Annotated in this window: 16 protein-coding genes; 6 read left to right on the top strand and 10 right to left on the bottom strand. The window is 56.2% G+C overall.

The genetic code is table 11. From position 1 onward, the window contains the following. Window positions 1–33: 33 nt before the first annotated feature. Window positions 34–3,915, top strand: a complete 3,882-nt coding sequence (locus tag WM40_RS24515; protein WP_046154269.1) for an ATP-binding protein — start codon at window positions 34–36, stop codon at window positions 3,913–3,915. On the opposite strand, the gene WM40_RS24510 is transcribed toward WM40_RS24515, so the two are convergent. Further along, window positions 3,902–5,041, bottom strand: coding sequence for an asparaginase (locus WM40_RS24510; protein ID WP_082103194.1), 1,140 nt, complete (start codon window positions 5,039–5,041; stop codon window positions 3,902–3,904). The two genes, WM40_RS24515 and WM40_RS24510, sit on opposite strands and share 14 nt — an antisense overlap. Before the next feature lie 285 nt (window positions 5,042–5,326). On the opposite strand from WM40_RS24510, the gene lexA reads away from it, so the two are divergent. From lexA to WM40_RS30770, 3 genes are all read left to right on the top strand, one after another. After that, a complete protein-coding gene (lexA, locus tag WM40_RS24505) occupies window positions 5,327–6,070 on the top strand; it encodes a transcriptional repressor LexA (RefSeq protein WP_024905497.1) in 744 nt (247 codons plus the stop codon). A 12-nt stretch (window positions 6,071–6,082) separates the two neighbouring features. Beyond that, the gene (locus WM40_RS30415; RefSeq protein ID WP_157685194.1) at window positions 6,083–6,487 is read left to right on the top strand and encodes a hypothetical protein; all 405 of its coding nucleotides are present in this window, start codon (window positions 6,083–6,085) and stop codon (window positions 6,485–6,487) included. A gap of 317 nt (window positions 6,488–6,804) precedes the next feature. Next, window positions 6,805–6,957 carry a hypothetical protein gene (locus WM40_RS30770; protein WP_164468532.1) on the top strand — a complete coding sequence of 51 codons (153 nt, stop codon included), beginning with the start codon at window positions 6,805–6,807 and terminating at the stop codon, window positions 6,955–6,957. A 146-nt stretch (window positions 6,958–7,103) separates the two neighbouring features. Here WM40_RS30770 and WM40_RS24500 read toward each other — a convergent pair whose 3' ends face one another. Then, window positions 7,104–7,358, bottom strand: coding sequence for a hypothetical protein (locus WM40_RS24500; RefSeq protein WP_024905496.1), 255 nt, complete (start codon window positions 7,356–7,358; stop codon window positions 7,104–7,106). 794 nt (window positions 7,359–8,152) lie between these two features. On the opposite strand from WM40_RS24500, the gene WM40_RS24495 reads away from it, so the two are divergent. Next, window positions 8,153–8,785: a hypothetical protein gene (locus WM40_RS24495; RefSeq protein WP_046154268.1), complete on the top strand. Its 633-nt coding sequence runs from the start codon at window positions 8,153–8,155 to the stop codon at window positions 8,783–8,785. A gap of 60 nt (window positions 8,786–8,845) precedes the next feature. Here WM40_RS24495 and WM40_RS24490 read toward each other — a convergent pair whose 3' ends face one another. Then, the gene (locus tag WM40_RS24490; protein WP_157685954.1) at window positions 8,846–9,061 is read right to left on the bottom strand and encodes a hypothetical protein; all 216 of its coding nucleotides are present in this window, start codon (window positions 9,059–9,061) and stop codon (window positions 8,846–8,848) included. Between the two features lie 1,143 nt (window positions 9,062–10,204). On the opposite strand from WM40_RS24490, the gene WM40_RS30410 reads away from it, so the two are divergent. Beyond that, window positions 10,205–10,429: a hypothetical protein gene (locus WM40_RS30410; RefSeq protein ID WP_157685193.1), complete on the top strand. Its 225-nt coding sequence runs from the start codon at window positions 10,205–10,207 to the stop codon at window positions 10,427–10,429. A 610-nt stretch (window positions 10,430–11,039) separates the two neighbouring features. Here the strand turns inward: WM40_RS30410 and WM40_RS30405 are convergent. The 7 genes from WM40_RS30405 to WM40_RS24450 form a co-directional block, all read right to left on the bottom strand. Continuing rightward, window positions 11,040–11,618, bottom strand: a complete 579-nt coding sequence (locus tag WM40_RS30405) for a hypothetical protein (RefSeq protein WP_046154265.1) — start codon at window positions 11,616–11,618, stop codon at window positions 11,040–11,042. Beyond that, the gene (locus WM40_RS24475; protein ID WP_236693683.1) at window positions 11,615–12,133 is read right to left on the bottom strand and encodes a hypothetical protein; all 519 of its coding nucleotides are present in this window, start codon (window positions 12,131–12,133) and stop codon (window positions 11,615–11,617) included. Before WM40_RS24475 ends, WM40_RS30405 begins: the two co-directional genes overlap by 4 nt. Next, window positions 12,130–12,453, bottom strand: a complete 324-nt coding sequence (locus WM40_RS24470; RefSeq protein WP_046154263.1) for a DUF7940 domain-containing protein — start codon at window positions 12,451–12,453, stop codon at window positions 12,130–12,132. The genes WM40_RS24475 and WM40_RS24470 overlap by 4 nt, the downstream gene beginning before the upstream one ends. Continuing rightward, window positions 12,453–12,680 (bottom strand): hypothetical protein, encoded by a 228-nt coding sequence (locus WM40_RS24465; RefSeq protein WP_157685952.1) that lies wholly within the window; start codon window positions 12,678–12,680, stop codon window positions 12,453–12,455. The genes WM40_RS24470 and WM40_RS24465 overlap by 1 nt, the downstream gene beginning before the upstream one ends. Continuing rightward, entirely contained in the window at window positions 12,677–13,156 is a 480-nt protein-coding gene (locus WM40_RS24460; RefSeq protein WP_157685950.1) for a hypothetical protein, read from the bottom strand. The genes WM40_RS24465 and WM40_RS24460 overlap by 4 nt, the downstream gene beginning before the upstream one ends. Further along, window positions 13,146–13,556 (bottom strand): hypothetical protein, encoded by a 411-nt coding sequence (locus tag WM40_RS24455; protein WP_046154260.1) that lies wholly within the window; start codon window positions 13,554–13,556, stop codon window positions 13,146–13,148. The genes WM40_RS24460 and WM40_RS24455 overlap by 11 nt, the downstream gene beginning before the upstream one ends. A gap of 9 nt (window positions 13,557–13,565) precedes the next feature. Then, window positions 13,566–14,897 (bottom strand): hypothetical protein (locus tag WM40_RS24450; protein ID WP_046154259.1); only part of this gene is annotated, 1,332 nt, incomplete at its 5' end.

Raw genomic sequence — 14,897 nt, 5'->3', positions numbered from 1 at the left:
GTCTTGCACCAAGCACGTGCGTTAAAACTCGGCATGCCTTCCGATGCAGTCATCCTTGCGCGCGGCAAGTTGGCCGTGCTACAGCCTCATCCCAGCGGTCGTTTTACCATAGGTGTCCTGCGCGGCAACCAGCCAATAATCATCGTCGACCCGGATTACCCCACGCTGACTGGCGTGATTTCCGACCAATTGCATATACTCAAACATCAGTTGGGGATCGACTGGGACATCTACTCGTTCGAAACCGGTGAAGCCTTGACAGCGGCCCTCAGCGAAGGGCGGATCGACCTCGCCGCGGGACTTCATATGCCAGGTAGCGATCCAGCGACACCCGCGGGCGCAGGTATTGGCGCTCTGTCGGCTGCCACTGGCAATGGCCGCTGCGCGCCATCTCCGACGACGCAAGGGCAGCGCATGGCGCAAAGCGACCCCTTTCATGAATCAAGTGCGGCATGGGTTTCTCGTCGGCAACTCCCCGGCCTCCATCCACTACCGGAACCCGGCGCCATGCGACGCGCCAGCATCCCTGGCCTGATCCCCCACGACATATTGCGCAAGACGCTGCCAAAATCAGTGTCCATCGACACGTGGATCTATGTCGACACCCAATACAACGGCCTGCGCGACGTTGCCCTGGGGCATATCGACGCGTTCCTGGGCGATGCCAATGCCTTGCAAGCCTACATGCCATCACCGTTGTTCAGTGAACTTCAAGCACATCGGTTGATGCCGCGAGTGCCGCTGCGCTACCGCTTCATGGCAAGAGAGGACGCGGCATCCGGGAGTGGTTTATTGGAGAGTATTGACGCGGCGCTACGCGCGCAATCGGCGGCACTGCGCGCGGATATCGCCCGTTACTGGAATCATCCCGTGGCCACGCATGGTGCGGCGCGGATCAATCTCGACGTGGCAGCCCGTGCCTGGATCGTGGCGCACCCGGAAATCCGGATTGCGGTGCCGATCAACAATGTCCCGATGGCGTATGCGAACGAATACGGACAGTTCAGTGGCTTGATCGCGTCCATTCTGGAAATGGTCGGTGCCCGGACCGGTTTGCGTTTCGTACCCGTGTATGTCGATGCGCCCGATACGGCCCGGCTGGTCGTGCAACGCGGGGAAGCCGACCTCTTTCTGACCACTCGAAGCGATCGTCCAACCGATGTACGTCGCTACCCTGAAACTGGCCACCCCACGCGGGCTCCCGTCGAAGCGAACGAACGGATCACACGCCCATTTCTGTATGCGACGGGCGCTATCGTTGCGTCATGCGGGATCGCACCTTTGTCCGATCCGAGCACTTTGCATGGCAAAAGAATCGCCTTGACGCGCGGACGTCCAATTTCGGAATACCTGGCCGCGCGCCAATTGCAGGGCGAGCACCTGGTGTATGCGAACGACGAGCGGCAAGCATTGGAACACGTGCGTGCCGGGCGCGCGGACGCGGCTATCATCTACCTCGATGCGGCCCATTACCTGCTGTCGATCCCCCCCAAGAACGGCCTATGTCTGAGTGGCACGACCGGGCCCACGACAATCCCGATTCAGTTCGGCACGCGTCAGGCCGACACAATGCTGGCAAGGATCGTGGATGAAGCGCTTGGCACGATTCCAAGCGACACATTGCATGCTTTCCGGTCTCATTGGTATGCCGGCTCGGCCACGCCGAGCGGACACCGTATCGACTCGCATGTATTAGCATGGACGATCGGCTCGGCGCTCACCATCGGTTGCGGCATCGTTGCCTGGAACTACAACCTTCGCCTGCGTATCCGGCGCAAACACCATCACGAAGCCAAGCTCAATCGTCACATCGCTTTCCTGCGCCGCCTCATCGATGCGAACCCGATCCCGAGCTACGTACGGGATGCCTCAGGCGTCATGGTTGACTGCAACCTGGCGATGCTGCAACTGACGAACAAGACGCTCGATCAAATGCGCAACAAGCTGATCCATGAAGCCGACGAACTCGATGCCGAGAGCCGCATGAAGGTACAGCGTGGCTATGCAGCGCTTGCGGCCGGTGCCGAGTCCTATTCCGAAACGCTGTCGTTACGTATCAATGGACAGCAGTACGAAGGCTGTCATTGGCTTGTCGCCTTGGGCGAATTAGGTGCTGATTTTGGCGTTGCAAACGCATCGGCACCCGGGTCGGCAATGCTGGGCGGCTGGATCGACATGACCGAGCGCAAACGGATGGAACGCGCGTTACGGCAGGCCAAAGACGACGCGGAAGCCGCGAACCGTGCGAAGGTCATGTTCATGGCGGCGATGAGTCACGAAATTCGTACGCCGATGAATGTCATCGTAGGCGTCCTGGAATTGCTCTCAGCAGACAATCGAACGACCGCGCCGCTGAAACGGCAAGCGGATGTCGCGCAGCGTTGCGCGACATCCCTGATGACGTTACTCAATGATCTATTGGAGTTCGCCCGCACGGAAGTCGATGCGCTGCGCCTTGACTGCCACCCGGCCTCACTCATCGCACAGATCAACGATGCCGTGGACTTCTTCCGGCAAAGCGCACGGAATAAAGGCCTCGACGTCATCGTGGCATGCGACACCACGATACCGAATACGTTGGTGTTCGACGCGTCCCGGCTAAGACAAGTCCTGACGAATCTGCTAAGCAACGCGATCAAGTTCACCGCGACGGGATATATCACTTTGCGTGTAAGTCGCGTAACCTCGCCGGCCTCGGCAGCGCCCTCACCGGAAAAGGCTGCCGATCCAACCACGAGCGACACGCCCCTGACGATATCGCGCTTACTGTGGTTGACGATCAGCGTTGGCGACACAGGTCCAGGGATACCGGAAGATCTTCGTCCGCTCCTGTTCCAGCCGTTCCAGCAGTTGTCACACGACACATTCCGTCGCCATGGCGGCACCGGCATGGGGCTTGCCATCTCGAAACGCATCATCGAAGCCATGCAGGGAAAAATCGATGTGGAGAGCGAGCTCGGTGTGGGAAGCACGTTTTCAATCACGCTGCCTTTTGACACGGGGGCATCGGGCCCGGACAAACTTTCCACTGCATCGCTCATGCTTCCGCCTAACGCGGACCCGCGTTCCATGATCCACTCGCACGTCGAGGCATCGCATCCGCACGCCTCGCAACCGATAGTGCCACCCCCGTCTTTTAAGGTCAGCCTGCAATCTGGCGCACACGTCTTGATCGTCGACGATCACGAAGCCAATCTATTGTTGCTAAGCACACAGCTTTTACAGCTTGGGCTTACGCCCATAACTACCTCGACCGTGGATCAAGCGCTAGCCTATCTCGACCCACCATCCCTTGAAAGGGCGGTGGCGTTCGATGCGGTGATAACCGACTGCAATATGCCAATTCAAGATGGCTATGCATTGGCACGCGCTTGCGCAGATCAATGGCCTCAATTGCCTGTCATCGGATATAGCGCCGACGATACGGAAAGTTGCCTGGAAGAATGCCTGCGCAGCGGCATGCGCGGCAGACTGACCAAACCGGTCACGTTGGCAACACTGCGCGCGCATTTTCTCATCGCAGCACCGCCCGACACGCCGCGAAAGATCGCGTCGAATGCAGACGAGACCGTCATGACGATCGCACTTGGCGATCCGGAATTCGCGCGCAAATTGATCGACATCTTCGAACAGGGCGTGATGAAATCCCTTCCGACCTTTTCCGACGCCGTGCATGCGCAGGATGCGCAGCGCATACGCGACATCGCGCACCATAACAAAGGGCCGGCCGCAATGCTGGCGCTGCATCGCTTCGTCGATGCCTGCAGCACGATCATTGCACAGTGCGCCGAAGCGGCGGAACCCGACTGGGAAGAGATGCAGGCGCTTTACGTCCGAGCCTGCACCGCGGTGGAGGCTGAGTTGCAGTCCATCCGTGCGGCGCTCGCCGACCGCCGGCCCCTTACGCTTGACTGAAGAACAACCGTAACGTTGAAAGATCGGCCACACCCACTGAAAGCGCCAACATCAACCGGATGCGCGCTTTGTACGGGTTCAGCGAACCGCTCGCGACAAAACCTGCTGCTTCGTCGTCGACTGCGGCATTCAACGTGACACGCACGTCGGCAGCACGGCTCGATCTGACCACTACCACGCCCGCTGCCGTCGCGCGTCGCAACGCCGCCATCATCGGGGCGTTGATCGTACCATTGCCTGTTCCAGCGACGACGATGCCGCGCACCCCCGCGGCAACGAGTGCCTCCACCAGCCGGGGGGATGCACCCGCATACTGCGCGACCACCTCGACCGCCGCCAGCATGGTGGGTATGAAAGTGCTCGTGCGCATCTTATCTGACAGCGCCGCCGCGCGCGCCGCGCCCGGCTCGATCTTGGTCGCAGCGTCCGCCGGATGTCCTTCTGCCGCTTCGCGCAGCCAGCCAACGCGTCCGTCTTGCACCCATCCCAACGGACCACCAGACAGCGATGCAAAGGCATCCAACGCATGACTGCTGATCTTGATCACATCGCGCGCCGCGTGGACGCGATTCTGCAGCGTGACCAAAACGCCCTTTCCCTTCGCCGTGCACGTGCCCGCCAACGTGACCGCGTCGAACAGATTCGCCGGGCCATCCGCGGATAGCGCCGTGGCCGGCCGCATGGCTGCCGTCAACACGATGGGCTTGCCATCGTCCAGAAGCAGATCCAGCCAATACGCTGTCTCTTCCAACGTGTCGGTGCCGTGGGTGATCACGATGCCATCGACGTCATCGCGCGCGCGAGTGGCGCGCACGACCGCCGTGAGTGTGCACCAGAATGCCGGGTCCGCATCCTTGCTGTCGATCGATGCCACCGCGATGGTCTCGATTGTGGCAATACGTGCCAATGCCGGCACGGCACCGACGAGTGCGTCACCACCCAGCGCACCGGCCGCGTAACGTAGCGACTCACTATCCGACGCGGCGGCGCCAGCGATGGTGCCGCCGGTCGTTAGCACCACGATCCGCGGCAGCGCGGCCCACCCGGTGCGAGGCGTCGGCGTGGCGTTCGTAATAAAGGAATGAGCTGGCAGAGCGCCATCGGTGCATGAAGAAGCGTCGGTCATTAGGAAAAGTCCTTGGATCACATCGCGGTCAAGTCGGAAACGCGGCGACGGCGCGCGCGAGCGGTGTATATCAGGGCGGCAGTGTGCCAGACAACGCGAACGATGTAACGTGGCCGTGGCCGCCTTTGCGTAGGCGCTTCCATTTGCCTCGTGCGGATTTATCGTACCGTGTCACGTACGTCGCTTTCGCGCGACGCGCAACCCTTTCCAACGGATTCCGCGAAAATAGTTGCGTCAAAAAAAATACTGTATAGAATCACAGTATCGCATACAGGAAATCGAGACATGCTCAAGCTTACCGCGCGCCAACAGCAAGTATTCGATCTGGTCGTCCAGGCAATCGAACGCAGCGGTTTTCCACCAACGCGCGCCGAAATTGCCACGGCGCTCGGCTTCAGTTCGGCCAATGCGGCGGAGGAGCATCTACGTGCGCTGGCGCGCAAAGGGGTAATCGTGTTGTCGCCGGGGGCGTCACGGGGCATTCGCATCGTTCAAAACACCGACGACAGCGCCGCGTTCACGGATGAACGCGCAGCAACTCGGCCCCGGCCGGAATCGGCGGGAGTGTTGCCAAGAGATATAGACCGTGCCTCGCCGCGAGGGGGCGTTGCACTCGCGGGCATGCTGTCTCAGGCCACCGCGTTGTCTTTGCCGCTAATTGGACGCGTTGCGGCGGGAAGTCCGATCTTGGCTCAGGAACACGTTTTGCAACAGTACCAATGTGATCCGACTTTATTCAGCAATCGTCCGGATTATTTGTTACAGGTGCGTGGCCTCAGTATGCGAGACATCGGCATCTTGGATGGTGATTTACTTGCAGTACAGCGTCAAAACGATGCCCGCGACGGCCAAATTGTCGTAGCCCGTCTCGGTGACGAAGTGACTGTGAAACGATTGAAACGCATACCGGAGGGTATTGCATTGCTTGCTGAAAATCCTGATTACCCGACGATTGTCGTTGACCGTGAACGGTCCGACTTTGCACTCGAAGGGATTGCGGTAGGACTTATTCGACCGACGCCCCTTTGAAGGAGATACATCATGTCTAGGCTCGTTCGCTTGTTTTCTGTCGATAGCACCATTCACGCCTTTGGCCGCCTGCGTGCAGACCGCGGTCGCCTGTCATGTCGCGACAAAGCGAATCTGGCGGCACGTGCCACGGCACCGGTCCTTGTAAGTCGAGATTCGGATGTCACACCCTCGCATCAGTCGATGAATGCAGGGGCTGTTGTCGCCCGTACTGCGGCACTACGTCCGACTGTGCAAGCCGTCGCGGCGGCGACTCCCCGCCCTACCGTACGCGTCTATCGCCGTACCAGTGGGATGACGATGGTGGGTAATATAGATGCAATTTGCCGGATGATTGACCGGTGCATCGCAGATGAGCGCGCGGCCTTAGCATCGAGGGGTGGTCTTGTAGCTGTCGCAACGCTTGCAGCCGGCTAAACATTGCCGAATATACCCCGACCCTCAAGCGCTATTCTGTTCGCATTCCTCATTAATGTAGAAATTAGACAATGCACTTTAAACATAGGTGCAAAGAATCCCCCTACTGGCGTGAACAACAATGGGAGCTCAGGTACGGTTTTTGCCTATCTACAAGGTAGCTTAGTCATGCGCTTGCAAAGCTAGCTCGGATCTGTTTCTGTTTGCTGATTGTTCGCCCTATCGGACGTTCTATTGGAGAGACAGAAAAGTGGCACCCAGCGTGTGTTCGAAAATACGCAATTTTGCGTTTTGAAGTACCTGAAGTGGAGGATAGTATGAGCGAAGACAAGCAATCTCCTGAGAAGCCAAACCCAACGACGCACAGCGACAACCGGGATAGCGCACTGCCTCACCGAGATGATGGAAATCGAAAAATGGCGCCAAACGACCTGCGCGATAAGAAAACAGATGAGCCACCGGTTGGCTGAGACAGTACCAGTCTGACGCATGGCAGCATGCACGATTTGTTTGCTAAAACAACACTTTGAATTAGCCCGCGGTCTGCGTTTATAGCGCTTGTCGGCAAGTCGTATCCTTGGCGCGGCGCCCCACCTCATCCAGCGATTCGCGCCTGTTAGCTTGACCGGCCATCTCGTACCGGCAGTACATTTATAGCCGGTTTTGCGGGAGGTATGAAGCCTTTTTCATAAGTCGCTCCCTTATCAAACAAGACACCACCGACGGTTACCATCATGCCTCGGTCCGCCGGCGGGATACGCTCCCAATTCCCCGCCAGCCATAGGGCCCATTCGACTGTCAGCGCTTTGACTGCGTCGCCGGAAATCGCGCCGACTTGGTCGAACGCATCAATGAGGGCTTCTTGCTTCATCCGTTTTGCTCCAGGAGGTTCCGGGATGTCCATCGTCACCCTGAACAGGCCGACATAGCTGCTTGCGTATCCAATTTAAATAGCGACATCCTGACTTCGCCACGCAGCAACTACGCCGAAGTTGCTGTCTTTACAAACCCGATGACAGCCCGCCGTAGTCTCAGGACAAGGGGAACTCCATTCAGCCTACGCGTCTTTCTTCAGAGGCGTAATTGCTACGATGTTGCTTACGATACTACGGGTTTTTACACAATTGCCACGCAGCCACACGAAAAGTGAGACGTATTTGCTCGGTTGAAAGCAGAATGAAGGTTATTTGGAGCGTTTATTTGTAGATTATTTCACTACAAGCGACACCTTTAAGGTCATCGTCATGCGTTCAACTGTCTCGTTACGCGTACTGTACGAAGATACACCGTGGTGTTGAAGCCGTGCTCTTATGCTTGTAACCACTTCTTATCGGGTATTCCCGACGTCGTAAGACGCGACATGCCATAATCGAATGGCTTTTTTTATTGAATCCGCTTGGCCGCCTTGCCAATGAACGCGGGCGCAACGCTGAGGGGTCATACGAGCACTGAAGCGAACACTGGACTGCACGAAGTCAACTGCGTGCGTTGAGACCGACGGTAATATCGCCTAGACGAGAATGCGGCACGCGTGGGTCTTTATGCAACGCGTCGCCAATGGGCAGCATTATTTAGAGACTTATGCCGACTCCACCTATTCCGGAAACGCAATATGTAACGCAGCGGGCCGCATCCCCGCTGAAAAAAGAAACAATGCCACGGTGTATGCCATTGCATAAACGCGGTAGGAACGCCGCCGTTGCGATAACGGCGGCGTTGGCGATAAGCGGATGTATCGATGTCCCGATAGGCTATCAACAGGCAGCGATGCTTGCACAACCGGGTCCTGGGCTGGCGCCAAAGGCCATTGTCGTCGTTCCCACGGATTTGCGAGGTGCCAAGACCGCCTTTCGCCCTGGCGGAAATTGCGCCGGTTATTGGTTTATGTCCAAATCGGGCGACGCAATCATTAACTCGGTACGGGCCACGTTGATGGGAGCCTATCCGGAAGTCGTCGTTGACGACGGCGTCAGTGATATCGACTCGGCAGGGCCAGCGGATCGGTACGTATTGAGCGACATTGCGTTTACCCCAGAATTGCACGTCGGATCACAATTCGTGGGGACAGCGCATGTGACAATCAATATCGCGGTGACGCCTCAAGGACAGCGCCTACCTACCGTTCGCGAAACGCTCTCCGGATTCGGCAGCGACCACGAGGATGGGGCCTGTCACGCAGCGGCATTAGCCGTGTCGCGCGCAAGCCAGCATGCACTCCATGACGCGATGGTGGTACTTGCCAAAAACATCGTCAATCCGCAAGCCGAGTCTGAAATAATTCGTAGTGGATTGCGTTAAGCTGACACGCAAATGAAAAGACCGTGCACATTTCCGCGCACGGCCCTTCTTCAAGCTGCCTTAATGGCTTACCAGACGATCACTCACAGGTGCCGACGATGTTGCCGACGTCAGCGTGATAGTTGCCGGCTTGACGATGCTGGTTTTCTTATCGTGCGTTAACGGATCTTCTCTCTCGATTGCGTGTTCCCGCAAGACAAGTAGCACTACGCGCCATACGCCGCCGGCCAAGACGCTTACCGCACTCATGGCGGCCCAACCAAACAATTTGCCCACCGTCGTTCTTCCCGTAGCACATCGTAGATGGACACATCCTTTCAATATTGGAATATGGTGTGTCCGCCCTTTGGTCTCAACGCTTTATTCACAGGAATGCTACTCCCGCCCTTCTCGCGCTGCAATCAGGACTCGCCCTTTATGATGATTAGTTGAGACTTCACTATTCTCATTGCGCCCTTGGAACAATATTACTTCGACAATCGTCGTGAAGTGCATAAATCGGCATAACGACGGCCGTTCACGTTGCTGAATTGCCACGACATTCATTGTCGAACCTGATTATTGCCTGGCTAGCATTCGCGAGAAACCCGAAGGTATGGGTACGCTATGGCAAAAAGTACCGATCGATACAGCGCACTATGGTGAATGACGGCATTGAAAATGCATGCATCGATCGAACGGGCTCGATGCTGCGGCACATCGACCGCAGCGGACACGCATCAGGATGGGAAAACCCTAGGTAAACCGAGAGCACCCATGTTTCATGCGTGCTTTTGTCAGATAGGTCGAGTCGATAGGTAAAGGATTCCGCATTTGAATCCCCAAAAATATAGTTTATCTTAATTTCTGTAATTTCATGAACATCTATTAAATAAATTAAATTCAAAAAAATTAATTCTTACCTCTTCAAAAAAATCCGACCTGAAATTTATTTAAAGCCATAAAAATACCAATAAGCCCGTAAACCAATTTTATATTTTAATTGAACAATTAATTATACTAAAATCAATCAATAAAAATTCATTGAAATAAATTTCAGATGCTGATGAAATTTGAAATTTTCTTTCAATAGGCACATCACTTAATCAAAATGGGAAAATCCAAGCCCTTGATATACAACATCCCTGCCGCATCATCCAACGTGAGATTACGAGAGATCATCGGAGCTAGCGGCGACGCGATCACCCGTCGCTGAATGAATATTTATTATATGTTTGTACCAAACATATAATTTATGAACTCGCTTGCAATAGGTCGATATTGGCGATTGCGTGGCCACGGCGCTACAAATACAAACGGTCGTTTGACGCTGTCTCCAAATATACATCTGGATACAGCGCGCAGCATATCTCCAAGTCGCTCACTCATCACGCTTCGTGCGAAAATCCGGGCTTCAATACCGATCCAAAAGAGACACGCATGGACAACGACATTAAAGAATTACGCCTGAATCAGACTGCGCAGGCGCTCATACTGCAAATTCTGCTTAACGGCCACATCAATATGCATGAGGAGCCAGACACATATCGCGAGCAGCTTTTCGAAGCAGTCAGCGGCGTAGGGAAGCAAATGCTCGAATCCGTAGGCCAAGAGGATGACGTCACCTCGTTCAACCAGACGATCGGACTGCTTTTTTCTCGGTAACGGATGCTCGCGCCGTCTTACTGGATGTTGTTTACATGATAGCGAGGCTGCAACGAAGCATCACATCAAAAAGATCCACGAGGTCGCAGGCAGACAAAAGGTGTCACATTGAAAATAAGCAACAATACCTTGATGCAGCAGGCAGGTATTCGGAATAGGCGTGCCTGGCACGTTCGGTCCGCGAGATCACGAGCACGCAATTCTTGACTACCATCGGCAGCGGTGCTTTTCCTCGGGACATTGCGGAAACACGTGACGGCACCATTCAATTGCCGATATCGCAGGAAAAGCAGGTGTCAACGAGGTGACGATATGCGTGGCGCTGGCGTGACCTCCGATCGGCGATCTACACCCACCTTTTGATGTGTGGAATAAAAAAGAAAAGGACCTAAGCGACGAATCGTTTAAGTCCTTGAATTCTTTGGGGTGGCTGATGGGACTCGAACCCACGGCAACTGGAATCACAAAACATAACTCGAAAAGCGATGGTAAAGAAATCAATAAGTTACGCCTCGTGAAAAAGAGAAAATCCGGGTAAATCCACCATATCATCGCATGACATTTAGGTGCCTCGGGACATTTACGGCACACTGTGACATGCGGGATTTGGCTACTTCGCGCACCCCGGCGCGTCCGCCTTCACTGTACAGGCCCAAGCTTGCAATTTCACAAGCTTGTCTATTTCGCGCTGGTCGTCGGCAGTGACTCCGAAAACGCGCTCTGCAACCGCTGGGTCGAGGTCTGCGTGGGCGGCGCTGTCATCGCCTCCGCTGGCGGGTTGGGGATTACCGGGCACTGTACCGCCACCGGCTGGACTGTCGGCTTGACAGGATCGGACTGCGACGCGCACGCGCTCAGTGCCAGCAGCAAGAGCGGAACGATACTTTTGATCGGCGGCATTTTTTTCTCCCTGGAGTTTGGCAATAGTTGCCTGGGCTGAATCATTTGCTTGCTGCATCGATGTTTGCTTGGCGATGGCGGCGGCGCTCGCTTGCGCCGCCGTATCGGACACAGCCTTGAGGTTGACTGCCGCTTGCTCATTATCTCGAGCGTGCGCTGCCTTCTCAGAAGCAAGCGCCTCGTGCGCACCGGCCAGTTGCGCGGCATCGATCGTGTAATGCATGCCCGCTGCACCAAGCGCGATCCCTAGAATTCCGGCACCCAGGCCGGTGATGACATAGGGGCTCATGCTGCCACCGCTTCGACTGCCGAGACGGCAGCGGAGTAATAATCGGGCCACGTGTCTGGCCGGGGTTGGCCAGGACGCCAGACGCGTTGATAAAGCGCCCACGATCCCACTTTGTCCGAAAGCGATGGAAGCGGCTTGGGATCGACAAATAACGCCAGACGGCCCAAGCCAGCGGCAAGGATGTCATCCGTTGCAAGCGTGTTATAGATCGCGACCGGGTCAAACTGGACGCCTCGATCCTGGCAGAGGCTATTGAGCCAGTACCGCGATGCAGGGTGCAGATAGATGCCCCACACGCCGCCCTTCGACGCTTGTGTGCCGAGTTCGAATTGCAGCAGTCCTCGAGCCGGACCGCCGTTATACTGCGTCCGCGTCTTGAGCCCGCTTTCTTGTTGCGCAATCGAGGCGAGCATCACTTGCGCTTCCGGCGAATTCATCTGAGACGGCAATAAGTCGAGCGCCGGAAGCACGGCGGTTTCGAGGAACGTCTGAGGGGTCATTGGTAATGGAGTCATGGCGCTGGGGGTGGTGGTGGAGGCTGGATGGGTTCTGGCGTGGCACCAATGGCTCTGGCTTGATCCAGTGCGGCGCGCGTCGTGGTGAACTTGACGACAAGACCTGCGGCGAGGATCGCTCCAGAGATGCCACCCGGAATCCAATGCGCTAGGGTGCCGCGAAGATCGTCAGGGATATGACGCCAGATATCAGGCAGGTTGTCGTACAAGAATTCTGAGATGGCTTTGGCATCCAGAAAAATAACGAGGCCAGCGGCGTGCAGCCACGTGGACCACTGCTTCGCTACTTTTCTCCACCACGGCACCACAATGACGGCCATTATTTGCTCTCCGTATCAGTCTTCAGGAACACCCGGCGCGAAGCCGCGCACTGCGGGTAAAGTGTGGCCATCTGTTCGATCCACTGATCCTTGTCTGCCTCTGTCGCCGGGTTCGGCAGCACCGGCAGATCGGGGCATTTCGTGCGCGGCGGATGATACGTGCGCTTCGGCTGTGCCATGCACGCGGAAAGACTCAAGAGCAACACAAGGGAAAAAGCACGGATCATTTCAACCTCCGGTTTGCATCTTCGATTTTTTTGTTGATGTCGCCAGTTGCTTTCTTGATGCCCGGCGTTGCATCGCTCACCTGCTCCACCTTGGTCGCCACAGAATCAAGCTTGTTCTGAATCTTGGCCGCAGCGATAACGCGTTGCTCACTTGAGCGGGCAAGACGGTCGAGAGACTTCATCAGCACGGCGTTCTGCGCTTTCAGGTCTTGGATGTCTTGTATCTGCTGCGCGTCGTCCCGGCTTGCCGAATCGACTCTCTTTTGCCACTCCTGCGCCGCCTCAAGCCGGACTTTCTCTATCTCTAAACGGTGCGCATCTTCGCGCGCCTGGGCATTCAGTACGATCGCAGACATGCGCCGCTGATCAACATACTGCGCAACGCCGAAGCCGATAGTGGCCGCGCAAAGCAGCACGCCGCATATGCATGAAATAATCACCGCGACAAGCGCGCGCGGGCTGGGTTTAAAGGGCATCATTCACCCCCGGATGGGCGTTCATTTTGCGCTCAAGCTCGGCTATCTTTCCTGCGAGTTTGATGTTTTCATTGGTTAAATGACTAAGCTGCTCTCTGACTTTGTAGAGTTCAGCGGTGGTCTCTTCTAGGACTTTGCGCGTTGCATCTGCACGGTCTCTCTCTGCCTTAAGTGCCTCATCAGCGCGCACCATCGCCGCGCGGTGCTCTTCAGCCTGCGCTTTGTTCTGCTCTTGCAGCGACTCGATAAGCTTCTCGGCAACGCCCAGCGAACTGGAATCGAGGCGCGCCTTTGCAAATGCGGGGATCGCCATCTTGACGGCGGCATACGCAAGAGTCGCAAGCACGCCGCCCCCGACCGTAGAGCCGCCGAGTAGCTTTAGGATTTCCCCGGTATCCATTCTTCGTCGCTACACTCTCGGCAACTGAGCGCGCCAAGCCATCGTGACCGTGCTGGTCGCGGCGGCAGATGCCGTGATCGTGAAAGTGGTCGCTGTCACCGCCGTGATCGCAAACCACGTTGCATTGGTGCCGGTCAGCAAAGTAAGCGTGATGTCATTTATTGATGGCGTCCCGCTTAAGCCATGCGTAACCGTCGTGGAGGCGCTGGACGTGCTTAATGTCGCCTGACCTGAGTTATAAGACGTGTAGCCATAGCAGCCTTGAATGAACCGGTTATAAGCAAGCGCTGGAGAAATCGCAGTTGCCGTCGAGTTCCCCGTCAAATCCATTCCGATCACTGAGAACGCTGGAACGCCCGTCGCGATGTTAATGCCTATGCCGTTGTTAAACGCTCTGCCCCCGGAAATGGCTGCGGAGGTAACTGCGCTGTTCGCGAGATTGATGCCGTAAGTCGTGTTGTAGTCGAACTGACACCCGGATATGTTCGCGGTAGCGCACCCGTTGATTGCTAGGCCAGTGTTCGCAGCATTGTAGAAGTGCGCGCCCGAGGCAATGAACCGAAGCGCGGGATTCGTCGGCAGAATGTTGCAGCAAGTTTGGTTGCCGCTGGGAGTGCCGTACTTGCCAGCAGATGCAAGCCACGCACCGGTCAATTGCAATATGGCGCACCCGTTGGCCTGCACTTCCAAGCAGGTATCGCTACAGGCGTCAAGAACGCACATGTCCCCAAGAAAGATTTCACGATTGATTGTCGCGCTCAATGCCTGCGAAATCACCACGTCTTTGACGCAGCTATCTACCGACACTTCGCCAAGATACATGCCGCCAAAATTGCCGCCGACCAAGACGCCGATATTGCCTACGCTAATGCGTGTGCCGCCAGTCAAGCGGAGTTCTGATTGAGCCGTTGCCGATCCATACACGGCAACGGCGTAATTGCTGAAGCCAGCAAACGTACAGCCGGTCACTAGGCAGTCATCGCACCCAGCCATATACAGCACGTTGTAAAGGCGACTGCCTTGCGCTGCCACTGTCGTTCGATCGCCCGCGAAAATGCGATTAAAAACAAACCGCGCGGGGTTCACAAGATTGAAAACGCTTCCTGCCGTCTTTGTGACGGACGACCACACATTGAAATTGTGGAACTCTACGCTGCGCAGTGCTGTCGTCGTAACGAACAAGTCCGCCGTAGCGCTGGTCATATAGAAGCCGGAAGAGATAATCCCGCTGCCCACGATCCGGATGCCGTCATATGCGATCGTCAGTGCAGCCGAAACCAAGCACGTACCTCTAATCAAGAGCGTGCCGCCACCGGTCATATCATTTAATGCATTCTGAAC

Source organism: Robbsia andropogonis (genome assembly GCF_000970345.1).
Classification (GTDB): Bacteria; Pseudomonadota; Gammaproteobacteria; order Burkholderiales; family Burkholderiaceae; genus Robbsia; species Robbsia andropogonis.
The sequence above is the reverse complement of the archived record's forward strand: the minus strand, read 5'-3'. Positions and strand labels throughout refer to the sequence as shown.

What these genes read in the sequence shown, in the direction of transcription:
- WM40_RS24515 (WP_046154269.1), top strand. Translation starts at nt 34, where the DNA reads ATGCCTTCCGATGCAGTCATCCTTGCGCGCGGCAAGTTGGCCGTGCTA.
- WM40_RS24510 (WP_082103194.1), bottom strand. Translation starts at nt 5,041, where the DNA reads ATGACCGACGCTTCTTCATGCACCGATGGCGCTCTGCCAGCTCATTCC.
- lexA (WP_024905497.1), top strand. Translation starts at nt 5,327, where the DNA reads ATGCTCAAGCTTACCGCGCGCCAACAGCAAGTATTCGATCTGGTCGTC.
- WM40_RS30415 (WP_157685194.1), top strand. Translation starts at nt 6,083, where the DNA reads ATGTCTAGGCTCGTTCGCTTGTTTTCTGTCGATAGCACCATTCACGCC.
- WM40_RS30770 (WP_164468532.1), top strand. Translation starts at nt 6,805, where the DNA reads ATGAGCGAAGACAAGCAATCTCCTGAGAAGCCAAACCCAACGACGCAC.
- WM40_RS24500 (WP_024905496.1), bottom strand. Translation starts at nt 7,358, where the DNA reads ATGAAGCAAGAAGCCCTCATTGATGCGTTCGACCAAGTCGGCGCGATT.
- WM40_RS24495 (WP_046154268.1), top strand. Translation starts at nt 8,153, where the DNA reads ATGCCATTGCATAAACGCGGTAGGAACGCCGCCGTTGCGATAACGGCG.
- WM40_RS30410 (WP_157685193.1), top strand. Translation starts at nt 10,205, where the DNA reads ATGGACAACGACATTAAAGAATTACGCCTGAATCAGACTGCGCAGGCG.
- WM40_RS30405 (WP_046154265.1), bottom strand. Translation starts at nt 11,618, where the DNA reads ATGAGCCCCTATGTCATCACCGGCCTGGGTGCCGGAATTCTAGGGATC.
- WM40_RS24475 (WP_236693683.1), bottom strand. Translation starts at nt 12,133, where the DNA reads ATGACTCCATTACCAATGACCCCTCAGACGTTCCTCGAAACCGCCGTG.
- WM40_RS24470 (WP_046154263.1), bottom strand. Translation starts at nt 12,453, where the DNA reads ATGGCCGTCATTGTGGTGCCGTGGTGGAGAAAAGTAGCGAAGCAGTGG.
- WM40_RS24465 (WP_157685952.1), bottom strand. Translation starts at nt 12,680, where the DNA reads ATGATCCGTGCTTTTTCCCTTGTGTTGCTCTTGAGTCTTTCCGCGTGC.
- WM40_RS24460 (WP_157685950.1), bottom strand. Translation starts at nt 13,156, where the DNA reads ATGCCCTTTAAACCCAGCCCGCGCGCGCTTGTCGCGGTGATTATTTCA.
- WM40_RS24455 (WP_046154260.1), bottom strand. Translation starts at nt 13,556, where the DNA reads ATGGATACCGGGGAAATCCTAAAGCTACTCGGCGGCTCTACGGTCGGG.